Source organism: Pseudomonas sp. KH_017, assembly GCF_057840285.1.
The window spans coordinates 1613962-1628305 of record NZ_CM174509.1; the positions used below are offsets into that span (position 1 = coordinate 1613962).

13 protein-coding genes are annotated in these 14344 nt (G+C 60.9%); 8 read left to right on the plus strand and 5 right to left on the minus strand.

All coding sequences use genetic code 11. The annotated features are described in order from the left end of the window. Positions 1 to 261 precede the first annotated feature (261 nt). The 3 genes from rluB to arfB all read left to right on the plus strand — a co-directional run bounded on the left by rluB (position 262) and on the right by arfB (position 4317). Complete coding sequence (rluB, locus tag AC3IT6_RS07290; RefSeq protein WP_489354745.1) at positions 262 to 1482, plus strand: 23S rRNA pseudouridine(2605) synthase RluB; 1221 nt, start codon at positions 262 to 264, stop codon at positions 1480 to 1482. Positions 1483 to 2330: 848 nt separating this feature from the next. Next, on the plus strand, positions 2331 to 3743 hold the full coding sequence (locus tag AC3IT6_RS07295; protein WP_489354746.1) for an amino acid permease: 1413 nt from the start codon (positions 2331 to 2333) through the stop codon (positions 3741 to 3743). A 160-nt stretch (positions 3744 to 3903) separates the two neighbouring features. After that, entirely contained in the window at positions 3904 to 4317 is a 414-nt protein-coding gene (arfB, locus tag AC3IT6_RS07300) for an alternative ribosome rescue aminoacyl-tRNA hydrolase ArfB (RefSeq protein ID WP_057715927.1), read from the plus strand. Here the strand turns inward: arfB and AC3IT6_RS07305 are convergent. The 5 genes from AC3IT6_RS07305 to phhA all read right to left on the minus strand — a co-directional run bounded on the left by AC3IT6_RS07305 (position 4314) and on the right by phhA (position 8722). Then, positions 4314 to 5513 (minus strand): MFS transporter, encoded by a 1200-nt coding sequence (locus AC3IT6_RS07305; protein WP_489354747.1) that lies wholly within the window; start codon positions 5511 to 5513, stop codon positions 4314 to 4316. The two genes, arfB and AC3IT6_RS07305, sit on opposite strands and share 4 nt — an antisense overlap. A gap of 98 nt (positions 5514 to 5611) precedes the next feature. Then, positions 5612 to 5797, minus strand: coding sequence for a hypothetical protein (locus tag AC3IT6_RS07310; RefSeq protein ID WP_160388219.1), 186 nt, complete (start codon positions 5795 to 5797; stop codon positions 5612 to 5614). Between the two features lie 479 nt (positions 5798 to 6276). Beyond that, positions 6277 to 7470 carry an amino acid aminotransferase gene (locus AC3IT6_RS07315; protein ID WP_489354748.1) on the minus strand — a complete coding sequence of 398 codons (1194 nt, stop codon included), beginning with the start codon at positions 7468 to 7470 and terminating at the stop codon, positions 6277 to 6279. Then, entirely contained in the window at positions 7470 to 7826 is a 357-nt protein-coding gene (locus AC3IT6_RS07320) for a 4a-hydroxytetrahydrobiopterin dehydratase (RefSeq protein ID WP_046037728.1), read from the minus strand. The genes AC3IT6_RS07315 and AC3IT6_RS07320 overlap by 1 nt, the downstream gene beginning before the upstream one ends. A gap of 104 nt (positions 7827 to 7930) precedes the next feature. Continuing rightward, positions 7931 to 8722, minus strand: coding sequence for a phenylalanine 4-monooxygenase (gene phhA / locus AC3IT6_RS07325; protein WP_057398326.1), 792 nt, complete (start codon positions 8720 to 8722; stop codon positions 7931 to 7933). Between the two features lie 316 nt (positions 8723 to 9038). Here phhA and AC3IT6_RS07330 point away from each other — a divergent pair, with 316 nt between their 5' ends. From AC3IT6_RS07330 to AC3IT6_RS07350, 5 genes are all read left to right on the plus strand, one after another. Beyond that, positions 9039 to 10598, plus strand: coding sequence for a sigma-54-dependent phenylalanine hydroxylase transcriptional regulator PhhR (locus AC3IT6_RS07330; protein ID WP_008021363.1), 1560 nt, complete (start codon positions 9039 to 9041; stop codon positions 10596 to 10598). 311 nt (positions 10599 to 10909) lie between these two features. Next, a complete protein-coding gene (locus AC3IT6_RS07335) occupies positions 10910 to 11650 on the plus strand; it encodes a flagellar basal body rod protein FlgF (protein WP_489354749.1) in 741 nt (246 codons plus the stop codon). Between the two features lie 45 nt (positions 11651 to 11695). Further along, a complete protein-coding gene (gene flgG, locus AC3IT6_RS07340) occupies positions 11696 to 12481 on the plus strand; it encodes a flagellar basal-body rod protein FlgG (RefSeq protein ID WP_015096282.1) in 786 nt (261 codons plus the stop codon). A gap of 51 nt (positions 12482 to 12532) precedes the next feature. Beyond that, entirely contained in the window at positions 12533 to 13228 is a 696-nt protein-coding gene (gene flgH, locus AC3IT6_RS07345) for a flagellar basal body L-ring protein FlgH (protein WP_489318839.1), read from the plus strand. 27 nt (positions 13229 to 13255) lie between these two features. After that, positions 13256 to 14344 (plus strand): flagellar basal body P-ring protein FlgI, encoded by a 1089-nt coding sequence (locus tag AC3IT6_RS07350; protein WP_057715914.1) that lies wholly within the window; start codon positions 13256 to 13258, stop codon positions 14342 to 14344.

Consider the following 14344-nt stretch of genomic DNA (forward strand, 5'->3'; position numbering starts at 1 on the left):
AGCGGGCTTGCCCGCGAAGAGGGCGTGTCAGACGACATCTTTGTTGGCTGACCAGACGCCTTCGCGAGCAAGCCCGCTCCCACAGGGGGGATTGTGTTCACTGCCAAACAGCGAACCACCGGTCGGCGGAAAAACAAATAACCTTGCCTTGATCAGCTAGTCTCTGATGCGCAAACGCCCTCATGCGCGTATGATTCGCGACCCTTCGGCGATCCCTTCGCCCAAGTACCCAGTTTTCAGACCACACCGGGAGGTGCCCAGATGAGTATCAACGACCAGCAAGACGACCAGCCAATCGGCCCAGCAGGCGAAAAACTGCAGAAAGTCCTCGCCCGTATCGGCGTTGGCTCGCGCCGTGACGTGGAAGCCTGGATCAGCCACGGCCGGATCAAGGTCAACGGCAAAGACGCCACCCTTGGCCAGCGCGTCGACATGCACGACGCCATCACCATCGATGGCAAGGTGATCAAGCGCGAAGAGGCCGCCGAGTCGGTGCGCCGCGTGATCATGTACAACAAGCCCGACGGCGAGATCTGCACCCGTGTCGACCCGGAAGGTCGTCCGACCGTGTTCGACAAGATGCCGCGCCCTAAAGAGGGACGCTGGATCAACATCGGTCGCCTGGACATCAACACCACCGGTCTGCTGATGTTCACCACCGACGGTGAGCTGGCCAACCGCCTGATGCACCCGTCCTACGAAATGGACCGTGAATACGCGGTACGTGTACGTGGCGAAGTCGATGACGAGATGATCGAGCGTCTGAAGGCTGGCGTTGTCCTTGAAGATGGTCCGGCGAAGTTCACCGACATCAAGCAGGCACCAGGCGGTGAAGGTTTCAACCACTGGTATCACTGCGTGGTGATGGAAGGTCGTAACCGCGAAGTTCGTCGCCTGTGGGAATCCCAGGGTCTGGTGGTCAGCCGTCTGAAGCGCGTGCGTTTCGGTCCGGTGTTCCTCAACTCGGACCTGCCGATGGGCCGCTGGCGCGAAATGAGCCAGTACGAAGTCGACATCCTGAGTGCCGAGGTCGGCCTGACGCCGGTCGCGATGCCGCAGATGAACGCCAAGAGCAAAGACAAGCTTGACCGGATGCAGCGCAAGTCGTCGCGTCCGATGGCCAAGACCGAGCGCGTGCGTACCCTGCGTCCGGCCACTGGCGCAGTCGCCGCACCTGCCGCACCTCGTGCCAGCCGCGAGCCGCAGATCGAAGGCGAGCGTCCAGGCCGCAAGCCAGCCGCCCGTCAGGACGGCGAACGCGGTCCACGCACGCCACGTCCGGCCAACGGCCGTGCCGAGCGTGGCGAAGGTCGTGGTACGCCGGTAGCCGATCGCCCGGCCGACACCAAGCGCCCGGCCAAGCCTGCGCCGAAGCGTCCGGGGATCAAACTGGTCGACGGTGATGCGCCATCGGGCAAGCGCCGTGGCGCACCGGCCGGTTCCGGCCAGCGTCCGGGCTTTGGGCGTCGTAAGCCGGAATAACCGGCTGAGCGCTTCATAAAAAACGCCAACCTTCGGGTTGGCGTTTTTTTTTTGGACTGGCTTTAATTCTGTGTTGTTTTCGAGGCCGCCTTCGCGGGCAAGTCGGATCACCGCACCGCCGCTCCCACAGGGGACGGAGTTGTTTGGTCGAAATGCGATCCATTGTGGGAGCGGGCTTGCTCGCGAAGGCGTCAGTGTGGAAACCCGAATTTACGCGATGTAAAGAATTCCTGACGAAATCCGCGGATTAACCCCATGAATTCGCCTCTCCTCGAATTCCGTAAGAAAACTCTTACGCACCATTGCCTTATGTCCTTCTCCTAACCCTCTAGCCCGCTTGTTTCACCGCTCCATGCAGGGTGTTATGCGCGCCATGCCTGTCGTGCAGGTGCATAACAAAAAGGAGGCGCAATGAACGCCGTATTCCATCTCCATCTCTCAGCGAGAGGCGGTTTTCCTGCCTTTCCCGTCGATGATCCGCAAGGATCTGACCCATTTTTTGCAGCCGCCCGAGCCTCTCGGGGCGGACACGGGCAATCCCGGCCATAGACACGCTTGTCCAGCGGGTCTGGCAGCAGGGGGTTACGGGTGTACAATGCGCCGCGTTTTACCTGTGACCTCCTGCGCATCTGCGCAAACCTCAAGGCTATCCGCCTTGTTCACTCCGTCGCGTCACGAGCGTGTCGGGTTCGATTTCGTCACAGATAAAAACAAACAGGTGACGCATGACCGTTGTAATTACGCTGAACTCCTGGTGCCTGCGCTGGGGTTTGATCGGTGCCGCTTAACGCCTTTCTTGAGCAGCAACGTCTACTGAACATCATCAAACCTTGCGTGAGACCCTTTTCATGAGTGGACAAAACCCGCAATCAGGCGAGCTGAAACGCGGCCTGAAAAATCGCCACATTCAATTGATCGCCCTCGGTGGCGCGATCGGTACCGGCTTGTTCCTCGGCTCGGCCGGGGTACTGAAATCCGCCGGCCCGTCGATGATCCTCGGCTACGCCATCTGCGGCTTCATCGCGTTCATGATCATGCGCCAACTGGGCGAAATGATCGTCGAAGATCCGGTGGCCGGCTCCTTCAGCCACTTCGCGCACAAGTACTGGGGCGGCTTTGCTGGCTTCCTGTCGGGCTGGAACTGCTGGATTCTGTACATTCTGGTGGGCATGTCGGAGCTGACCGCGGTCGGCAAATACATCCACTACTGGGCGCCGGACATCCCGACCTGGGTCTCCGCAGCTGCCTTCTTCGTGCTGATCAACGCCATCAACCTGGCCAACGTCAAAGTCTTTGGCGAGGCCGAGTTCTGGTTCGCGATCATCAAGGTCGTGGCGATCGTCGGCATGATTGCTCTGGGCAGCTACCTGCTGGTCAGCGGCAATGGCGGCCCGCAAGCGGCGGTCAGCAACCTCTGGTCCCACGGTGGCTTCTTCCCGAACGGTGTCAGCGGTCTGGTGATGGCCATGGCTTTCATCATGTTTTCCTTCGGTGGCCTGGAAATGCTCGGTTTCACCGCAGCCGAAGCCGACAAGCCGAAAACCGTGATCCCGAAAGCCATCAACCAGGTGATCTACCGGATCCTGATTTTCTACATCGGTGCCCTGGTCATTCTGCTGTCGTTGACGCCATGGGACAGTTTGCTGACCACCCTGAACGCCTCCGGTGATTCCTACAGCGGCAGCCCGTTCGTGCAAGTGTTCTCGATGCTGGGCAGCAACACCGCCGCGCACATCCTCAACTTCGTGGTCCTGACCGCGGCGTTGTCGGTGTACAACAGCGGCACCTACTGCAACAGCCGCATGCTGCTGGGCATGGCCGAGCAGGGCGACGCGCCGAAGGGCCTGGCGAAGATCGACAAGCGCGGCGTGCCAGTGCGTTCGATCCTGGCCTCGGCCGCCGTGACCCTGATCGCGGTACTGCTGAACTACCTGATTCCGCACAGCGCGCTTGAACTGTTGATGTCGCTGGTGGTGGCCACCCTGGTGATCAACTGGGCGATGATCAGCTACTCGCACTTCAAGTTCCGCCAGCACATGAACAAGACCAAGCAGACGCCGTTGTTCAAGGCCTTTTGGTATCCGTACGGCAACTACATCTGCCTGGCGTTCGTGGTGTTCATCCTGGGTGTGATGCTGTTGATTCCGGGGATCCAGACATCGGTGTACGCGATCCCGGTATGGCTCGTGTTCATGTGGGTCTGCTACGGCATCAAGAACAAGCGCAGTGCTCAGCGTGCCTTGCAGGCCGCAGTGGAGTAACTCCGCGCAGAAACAACAAACCCGGCCAAGTGCCGGGTTTGTTGTTTTCAAGGTTCACACAAATCCCCTTGTGGGAGCGGGCTTGCTCCCACATTGGTTCTGCTGCGTTCCTGACACTCATTCGCGGTATCCTGCACGTTCTGAATACGGACGCTTTTCCATGCTGGTGATTTCCAACAACGTGCAACTGCCGGATGCCGAGATCGAGTTGACGGCCATTCGCGCGCAGGGCGCCGGTGGGCAGAACGTCAACAAGGTCTCCAGTGCCGTGCACCTGCGCTTCGACATTCCGGCGTCGTCCTTGCCCGAGTTCTACAAGGAGCGGCTGCTGGCGCTGCGCGATAGTCGCATCACCAGCGACGGTGTGTTGATCATCAAGGCCCAGCAGTACCGGACGCAGGAGCAGAACCGCGCCGATGCGCTATTGCGGCTGACCGAGTTGATCCTCAGTGCCACCAAGGTCGAGAAAAAGCGCCGTCCGACCAAGCCGACCCTCGGCTCGAAGACCCGTCGCCTCGAGTCCAAGAGCAAGCGCGGCAACATCAAGGCCGGGCGCGGCAAGGTCGACTTCTAAGGAGTGTCCCGCGCTTCGCGTAGCTTCGGTGCCTGCCGATACAAGTAAAGGCTCAGTATCAATCCGCTCAAGGCGGCGAAGGCAGCGAACAGGAAGATCGAAGCGAAACCGAACCCGGCTGCAATCGCCCCGGCCAGCGGGCCGGTGATCCCCAGCGACAGGTCGATGAACAGCGAGTAGGCGCCGACGGCAGCACCACGGCTGGAGGCCGGGACCAGGTTGACCGCTTCCACCCCCAGTGCCGGAAACACCAGCGAAAAGCCGAAACCGCTCAGCGCCGCGCCTGCCAGCGCCCAATGGGCATCCGGTGCCAGCCACAGCAACAGCAATCCCAGGGTTTCCACGGACAGGCAGGCAATGGCGACGCGAAAGCCGCCGAGGCGGTTGATCAGGCTGCCGAACAGCAGGCGCGCGCCGATGAAGCTGGCGCCGAACAGGCTCAGGCACAGCACCGCGTTGTCCCAGTGTTGCGTGGCGTAATACAGGGTGATGAACGTGGCGATGGTGCCGAAGCCGATGGAGCCCAGGGCCAGGCCGCAGCCGTGGGGGAAGACCCGCCCGAGCACGTGCATGAACGGCAGGCGTTCACCGGCCACGATCGGTGCGGCGGTTTTCGGCCAGGCCAGCAGCAGGCCGAGCACGGCCAGCAAGACAATGCTCACGCCCATGCTCCACAAGCCCAATTGATGGACGATCAGCACACCCAAAGGCGCGCCCACGGCCAGTGCGCCGTAGCTGGCGATCCCGTTCCAGGAGATGACTTTGGCGGTGTTCGCCGCCCCGACCCGGCCGATGCCCCAGCCGATCGAGCCCGAGCCCACCAGGCTTTCCGCGCTGCCGAGCACCAGGCGGCCGATCAACAGGCTGATCAGGCTCAAGGTCGGCAGGCTCTGGGTCCAGGCCGAGATCAGCATGAACACACCGCTCAAGCCGCAACCGGCCAGGCCATACATCACAGCCAGCTTGCTGCCCTTGTTGTCGATGATCTTCCCGGCATAGGGGCGGCTGAGCAGGGTGGCCAGGTATTGCACGCTGATCACCAGGCCTGCGATCACTGCGCCAAAGCCCAGGTCGCTGTGGACATAGCCTGGCAATACGGCCAGGGGAATGCCGATGTTCAGGTAGCCGATGAAGGTGAAAAGGACGATGGAAACGACTTGCAGCGTGACCGCCAGGGGGCGCTGGTTTTCAGGCATGGGAAAGGTCCACGGTAAAGCAGGATAGATAGGCTGCTTATGATAGCGGTGTGGACGGTTGCAGGTTGTGAAAAAGTAAAACTATTTGCCCGGTGGTGTCATTCGGCCTTGATGGGGGCGACCAGTTGCGTGGTGACCAGGGCGGCCAGCGCATTTTCCTGGGTGCCGAAACGGGCGAGCAAGGCGGCTTGTTTCTCGGGGGAGAGGCGATTCCAGATTTCGATCATTTTTTCGGCGGTGCCGATCAGGACGCCGGCCTGCGCTTCGCTGAATTCGTCGGTCATGGGGGAGGCTCGTTTCAGGCAGTGTGGAAAGCGCATGTTAGCGCTTTCCACACGGTCTGTACGGCGGGTGTTTCAGTCTTCTCTGTCAGCCTGGCGGCTGTCTGTGGCTTCTTTCGGCTCGGTCTGTCGGGCTCCGGCTTGCTGCGTGGTCGTCTGCTCAGGTTCGTGCAGGCTTGGGAAGGGGAGATTAGGAATCTCGTGCATAGTCGCGCTCCTCGCTAAGTCTGTTGATAGATCTGGTAGATCCGCGCTTTTAAAAAGCCTGGGCAGGATACAGCAGTAAAAATGACAAACGGACTTTTATATCCATTTGTTTCGACGGATGGGATTGTCTAGACATGTGAGGAGGAGGGGGCAACACGAATCAAAATGTGGGGGCGGCGGTGCGACGATTCGACTTGCTCGCGAAAGCGGTTTAACAGCCAGCATTTAAGCCGACTGATCCGCCGCTTTCGCGAGCAAGCCCGCTCCCACAAGGGTCATGCGCAGACTTTGGCAATCGCCTCGGCCAGCAGATCCAGGCGCGTGGCATCAATCCCCGCCACGTTGACCCGGCCAGAGCTGACCATGTACACGCTGTGGTTGTCCCGCAGGTTCTTCACTTGCTCAGGCGTCAAGCCGGTGTAGGAGAACATCCCGCGTTGCACGCCAATGTGCGCAAAACGCTCGCGCAAACCGTGAGGCTCCAGCGCTTCCACCAGGCCGCTGCGCAGTTGGGCGATACGCAGGCGCATGGCTTCCACTTCGTCAGCCCAGAGGTTTTTCAGCTCCGGGTCGCCGAGGATGGTCGCGACCACGGCAGCGCCGTGATCCGGTGGCGTCGACCACAGGTTGCGGGCGATGTTGGCCAGCTGGCTGCGGATGTCGGTGAGCTTGTCGGCGGTTTTCGCACAGACAATCAGCGCGCCGGTGCGATCGCGGTACAGGCCGAAGTTCTTCGAGCAGGAACTGGTGATCAACAGTTCCGGCAACTCGGCGGCGAACAGCCGGGTCGACCAGGCATCCTGTTCCAGGCCATCGCCGAATCCTTGATACGCGAAGTCGATCAGTGGCAGCAGTTCGCGCTTGCGTACTACCTCCAGCACCCTCTGCCAGTCATCCTGGGACAGGTCGAAACCGGTCGGGTTGTGGCAGCAGGCGTGCAGTAATACCACGTCACCCTTGGGCGCTTCATTGAGCGCCGCCAGCATGCCGTCGATGTCGAGACGGTTGTCGCTGCCCACGTACGGGTAGTGGCTGACCTTGACCTTGGCTGCCGCGAAAATCGTTTCGTGGATCGGCCAGGTCGGGTTGCTCAACCACACGCCGCGCCCCGGCAGGCATTGGGCGATGAAGTCCGCGCTCAGGCGCAAAGCCCCGGTGCCGCCCGGAGTCTGGGTGGCGCCGGCGCGTTGTGCGCTGATCAGCTTCGAGTCGGCGCCCAGCACCAGCTCATTGATCGCTTTGCCGAACGCCGGTTCGCCGTGACCACCGATGTAGGTCTTGGTGGACTGGCGATCCACCAAGCGCTGCTCGGCAAGTTTCACCGACTGGAGAATCGGCGTCAGGCCCTGGGCGTCTTTGTAGACGCCCACACCCAAATCGAACTTGCGTGGATTCGGGTCCTGCGCGTAGGCCTCCATCAGGCCCAGGATCGGGTCGCCAGGCACTCGACCGATGGCGTCGAAATGCATTACTTGCGCCCCTCGGCGTCCTTCGCCACTTCATCAGTGCGCGCGGCCATGATGAAGTCGTTGCGGTGCAGGCCCTTGATCGAGTGGCTCCACCAGGTCACCGTGACTTTGCCCCACTCGGTCAGCAGGCCCGGGTGATGGCCTTCGGCCTCGGAGATTTCACCGACGGCGTTGGTGAACGCCAGGGCGTGCTTGAAGTTCTTGAACAGGAAGACCTTTTCCAGCTGCATGATGCTGTCACGTACTTCGATGTTCCAGTCCGGGATCTGCTTGATCAGGATCGGCAGTTCTTCGTCGCTGACTTGTGGGGCGTCGGCGCGGCAGGCTTCGCAATGGGCTTGAGTTAATGCGGTCATGATGTGTTCCTGAAATCGAATGTTGGGAAATCGGCCCTCAGTGCTACCACGCTAATCCAAAGCGACGGTTTCTGACAGGCTCACTTGATTCTAAAAGCGGCGGATCACGCGGCTTTTGGTTTTGGCGGAAATTTCGGTGTGTGCAGACCCATCTGCATCGCTTGCTTGACCATGCCCATGATGTCTTCGTGAGCGAGGTCGAACAGGCGCTTGAGATTTGGCAGCGCGAAGTACAGTGGCTGCAAGATGTCGATGCGGTAGGGCGTGCGCATGCATTCCAGCGGATCGAACGCCTGATGCTCAGGCTCGTCCGACAGGCAATACACGGTCTCTTTCGGAGAAGACAGAATGCCGCCGCCGTAGATGCGTTGGCCTTGCGGGGTGTCGACCAGGCCGAACTCGATGGTCATCCAGTACAGGCGCGCCAGGTACACGCGTTCTTCCTTGGTCGCCTTGAGGCCGAGCTTGCCGTAGGTGTGGGTGAATTCGGCGAACCACGGGTTGGTCAGCAGCGGGCAGTGACCGAAGATCTCGTGGAAAATGTCCGGCTCTTGCAGGTAGTCCAGTTCTTCGCGGGTACGAATGAAGGTCGCCACCGGAAACTGCTTGCTGGCCAGCAATTCGAAAAAGGTCTGGAAGGGAATCAGTGCGGGAACCCGGGCAACCTGCCAGCCGGTGGTTTCACCGAGGACCTTGTTGATTTCGCCGAGTTGAGGAATGCGGTCGTGGGGCAGACCGAGTTTTTCGATACCGTCCAGGTACTCCTGGCACGCACGCCCTTCGATCACTTTCAGTTGACGAGTGATCAGCGTGTTCCACACCGCGTGTTCTTCGGCGGGGTAGTCGATAAAACCTTGCGCATCGGGCTCGCGAGCCACGTATTGCGTCTGCTTCATGCTGCTCTCCTGCTAGGGGATTTCGTTCTTGTTATGTACTGCTATGGACCTAGAAATACTCCAAGGATTGCACTGTTGCAGCAGGTGGGCAGCGACAAGCGTAGGAAAAAACCGTAATTTTCGTAAAGTTTTCGTTACGAATCGGTCGCGATCGCGCAGCTATTGAGATTTCCCGGTTTGAAAAACGCTTTGCCTGTCACATAATCTTGACGACTATCTGAGCGCCTCGAAAGAAAAATGCGATCGAGCGCGCACCGCCACTCCCACAGGGTTTGCGTTGATACCAACCTTATTCATCGCTTTTCGGGTCTTTTATATGCGTATCAAAGTCCACTGCCAGAACCGCATCGGCATCCTGCGCGACATTCTCAACCTGTTGGTGGAGTACGGGATCAACGTGGCCCGCGGTGAAGTGGGCGGTGAGCATGGCAATGCCATCTACCTGCATTGCCCGAACCTGATCAACATTCAGTTCCAGGCCCTGCGCCCGAAATTCGAAGCGATTGCCGGGGTGTTTGGCGTCAAGCGTGTCGGGCTGATGCCCAGCGAGCGTCGGCACATGGAGCTCAATGCACTGCTCGGTGCGCTGGAATTTCCGGTGCTGTCGATCGACATGGGCGGTTCCATCGTCGCGGCCAACCGGGCGGCGGCGCAGTTGCTTGGGGTGCGGGTCGACGAAGTGCCGGGGATTCCCCTGTCGCGCTACGCCGAGGACTTCGATTTGCCGGAACTGGTGCGCGCCAACAAGTCGCGGATCAACGGGCTGCGGGTCAAGGTCAAGGGGGATGTGTTCCTGGCCGACATCGCGCCGCTGCAATCGGAGCACGACGACAGCGAGGCCATGGCCGGTGCGGTGTTGACGTTGCACCGCGCCGACCGGGTGGGCGAACGCATCTACAACGTGCGCAAGCAGGAACTGCGTGGCTTCGACAGCATCTTCCAAAGCTCGAAAGTCATGGCCGCCGTGGTGCGCGAAGCACGACGCATGGCGCCGCTGGATGCCCCGCTATTGATAGAAGGGGAAACCGGCACCGGCAAAGAGTTGCTGGCGCGGGCCTGCCATCTGGCCAGTCCTCGTGGGCAGTCGCCGTTGATGGCGCTCAACTGCGCCGGCCTGCCGGAGTCCATGGCCGAAACGGAATTGTTCGGTTACGGCCCGGGTGCCTTCGAAGGGGCGCGAGCCGAAGGCAAGCTCGGGCTGCTGGAGCTGACGGCGGGCGGTACGCTGTTTCTCGATGGCGTTGGGGAAATGAGTCCACGCTTGCAGGTGAAGTTGCTGCGCTTTTTGCAGGACGGTTGTTTCCGTCGTGTAGGCAGTGATGAAGAGGTCTACCTCGACGTGCGAGTGATCTGCGCAACCCAGGTCGACCTGTCCGAATTGTGCGCTCGCGGCGAGTTCCGCCAGGACCTCTATCACCGCTTGAATGTGTTGTCGCTGCACATCCCGCCGTTGCGCGAATGCCTCGACGGCTTGACGCCGCTGGTGGAGCACTTCCTCGATCAGGCCAGCCGGCAGATTGGTTGCCCGTTGCCGAAACTGGCCCCGGCGGCCATGGAGCGGCTCAGTCACTACCATTGGCCGGGCAACGTGCGGCAATTGGAAAACGTACTGTTCCAGGCGGTTTCCCTGTGTGACGGCGGCACGGTCAAGGCCGAGCATATTCGCCTGCCGGATTATGGCGTGCGTCAGCCCCTTGGCGATTTTTCGCTGGAGGGTGGGCTGGACGAGATCGTCGGGCGTTTCGAGAAGGCGGTGCTGGAGCGGCTGTATTCCGAGCATCCGAGCAGTCGGCAACTGGGCAAGCGGCTCGGGGTTTCGCATACCACTATTGCCAACAAGTTGCGCGAGTATGAGGTGGGCAAGACTGAGTCATAGCTGAGGCCTGCTGCGTTTGTGCCGGCCTCTTCGCGAGCAAGCCCGCTCCCACAGGGGAACGCATTCCAAATGTGGGAGCGGGCTTGCTCGCGAAGGCGATAGATCAGTCACTCAAGAGGCCAGCACTTGCCACCCACCGGCATGACACCGCCGGTTTTTCGTCTCTGATACAAATCACCAATCCCCTCTGAATCCTCAAAGTCCCCTGTTTGCCGGGCCTCGCGCCGCCAAAAACAAGTTGGTCTGCAAATTGCTTATGGCTCAGCAGTACAGCAGTGGGCGGCAAACGTCCGGCAGGCAGAGGAAAGAGTGTGGACAAGTACCTTTATGTGGCAATGACCGGCGCCAGCCAGAATGCACTGGCGCAAAAGGCGCATGCCAACAACCTCGCGAACATCTCCACCAACGGCTTCCAGAAAGACCTGGAGCAGGCCCGTTCGATGCCGGTGTTCGGTGACAGCTTTCCGGCGCGTGCGTTTGCCATGTCCGAACGCCCGGCCACCGATTTTTCCCCTGGCTCACTGGTGGAAACCGGTCGCGACCTCGACGTCGCCGTGCAAGGCAACGGCTGGATTGCCGTACAGACGCCCGATGGCGGTGAAAGCTATGTGCGCACCGGCAGCCTGAACGTTGACGCCCTGGGCGTGTTGCGCGCCGGCAACGGCATGCCGGTGATGGGCAATGGCGGGCCGATTGCCGTGCCGCCGGAGCAGCAGATCGAAGTCGGCGAGGACGGCACCATCAGCATCCGCGCAATGGGCGAAGGTCCACGGGTGATGGCGGAAGTCGACCGCATCAAGTTGGTCAACCCGGACCTCAAGAACATGACCAAGGGCCTGGATGGTTCGATCCACACCAAGGACGGCGCGCCTGCGCAGGCCGATGCCGGCGTCAAGCTGGTGTCCGGGTTCCTCGAATCGAGCAACGTCAATGCCGTGGAAGAGATGACCTCGGTCCTGGCCTTGGCCAAGCAGTTCGAACTGCACATCAAGATGATGAACACCGCCAAAGACGATGACCAGGCCATGGCTCGGGTCTTGCAGATCAGCTAATTACCAGAACGTCGCGCCGTAAAACAGGCGCACGAGGAGAATCGAATGCTTCCGGCTCTATGGGTTGCCAAGACAGGTCTGTCCGCCCAGGACACCAACCTGACCACCATTTCCAACAACCTGGCCAACGTGTCGACCACGGGTTTCAAACGTGACCGCGCCGAGTTCCAGGACCTGCTCTACCAGATCAAGCGTCAGCCAGGCGCCCAGTCGACCCAGGACAGTGAACTGCCGTCGGGTCTGCAACTGGGTACCGGTGTGCGCATCGTCGGCACCCAGAAAAACTTCACCGCCGGCAGCCTGCAAACCACCGAGCAGCCACTGGACATGGCCATCGACGGTCGCGGTTTCTTCCAGATCCTGCAACCGGACGGCACCACGTCCTACACCCGTGACGGTACCTTCCACCTGGACTCCAACGGCCAGATCGTCAACGCCAGCGGCTTTGCCCTGGAGCCGGCGATTGTCATTCCGAACGACGCGCAGACCTTCACGGTCGGTCGCGACGGCACAGTGTCCATCACCATTGCCGGCAACCCGGCTGCCCAGGTGATCGGCAACCTGCAAACCGCCGACTTCATCAACCCGGCCGGCCTGCAGGCAGTGGGCAACAACCTGTTCCTGGAAACCGCCGCCAGTGGCGCGCCGCAAGTCGGCACTCCGGGCCTGAACGGTTTCGGCACCACGCTGCAGAACACCCTGGAAACGTCCAACGTCAGCACCGTTGAGGAGATGGTCAACATGATCACCACCCAGCGCGCCTACGAGATGAACTCCAAGGTGATCTCCACCGCCGACCAGATGCTCTCGTTCGTAACGCAGAATCTGTAATCAAGTCTATGTGCGGCCATGAGGCTGCCTGCTACACCGTGAGGTAGGGTCATGAATCGCTATGTATCTGTTCTGGCACTGAGTGGGATCACCGCGCTCGCAGGTTGCGTGCCTGCGACGCCCAAGCCCAATGACCCTTACTACGCTCCGGTGTTGCCGCGCACGCCGTTGCCGGCGGCCGCGAACAACGGTTCGATCTATCAGGCCGGTTTCGAACAGAACCTCTACGGCGACCGCAAGGCGTTCCGGGTCGGTGACATCATCACCATCACCCTGAACGAAAGGACCCAGGCCAGCAAAAACGCCAACTCGCAAATTGGCAAGAACAGCAAGGCCAACATCGGCCTGACTTCGCTGTTCGGCAGCAGCGCCACCACCAACAACCCGTTCGGCGATGGCGACCTGAGCCTGAGTGCCAGCTACGAAGGTGACCGCGCGACCAAGGGTGACAGCAAGGCGGCGCAGGGCAACACCCTGACCGGTTCGATCACGGTCACCGTCGCCGATGTGTTGCCCAACGGCATCATCGCGGTACGCGGCGAGAAGTGGATGACCCTCAACACCGGTGACGAGCTGGTGCGGATTGCCGGTCTGGTTCGCGCCGATGACATCTCTACCGACAACACCGTGTCGTCGACCCGTGTCGCCGATGCACGCATCACCTACTCGGGCACCGGTTCGTTTGCCGATGCGAGTCAGCCAGGCTGGTTCGACCGTTTCTTCCTCAGCCCGCTGTTCCCGTTCTAGGTGGCTACGTTGAATTTCAGAAGTCTCATGATGGCTGCGTTCCTGATGTCCGCAGCGTTCAACGTTCAAGCCGAGCGCCTGAAGGACATCGCCAGCATTTCCGGGGTGCGTTCCAACCAATTGATCGGTTACGGCCTGGTGGTAGGGCTTAACGGCACCGGCGACCAGACGACGCAAACCCCGTTCACCCTGCAGACCTTCAACAACATGCTCTCGCAGTTCGGCATCAAGGTGCCGCCGGGCTCGGGCAACGTGCAGTTGAAGAACGTCGCGGCGGTGTCGATCAGTGCCGATTTGCCGGCGTTCGCCAAGCCGGGGCAGCAGGTCGACATCACCGTTTCCTCCATCGGCAACTCCAAGAGCTTGCGCGGCGGCACCTTGCTTCTGACGCCACTCAAGGGTATCGATGGCAACGTGTATGCGGTGGCCCAGGGCAACCTGGTGGTCGGTGGTTTCGATGCGGAAGGGCGAGACGGCTCGAAGATCACCGTCAACGTTCCGTCGGCCGGTCGTATCCCCGGCGGTGCGTCGGTGGAGCGCGCGGTGCCGAGCGGTTTCAACCAGGGCAACAGCCTGACGCTGAACCTCAACCGTTCCGACTTCACCACCGCCAAGCGCATCGTCGACAAGATCAACAACATGCTCGGCCCAGGCGTGGCCCAGGCCATCGACGGCGGTTCGATTCGCGTGACCGCGCCGCTCGATCCGAGCCAGCGCGTCGACTACCTGTCGATCCTGGAAAACCTCGAAGTCGATCCGGGCCAGGCGGTGGCGAAAGTCATCATCAACTCCCGTACCGGCACCATCGTGATCGGCCAGAACGTCAAGGTGTCCCCGGCCGCCGTGACCCACGGCAGTCTCACCGTGACCATCACCGAAGACCCGATCGTCAGCCAGCCCGGCCCTCTGTCCAATGGCACGACGGCGGTGGTACCGCGTTCGAAGGTCAACGCCCAGCAGGAAGCCAAGCCGATGTTCAAGTTCGGCCCTGGCACCACCCTCGACGAAATCGTACGTGCGGTGAACCAGGTCGGCGCGGCACCGGGTGACTTGATGGCGATCCTCGAAGCGCTGAAGCAGGCCGGCGCCCTGCAAGCCGATCTGATCGTGATCTGA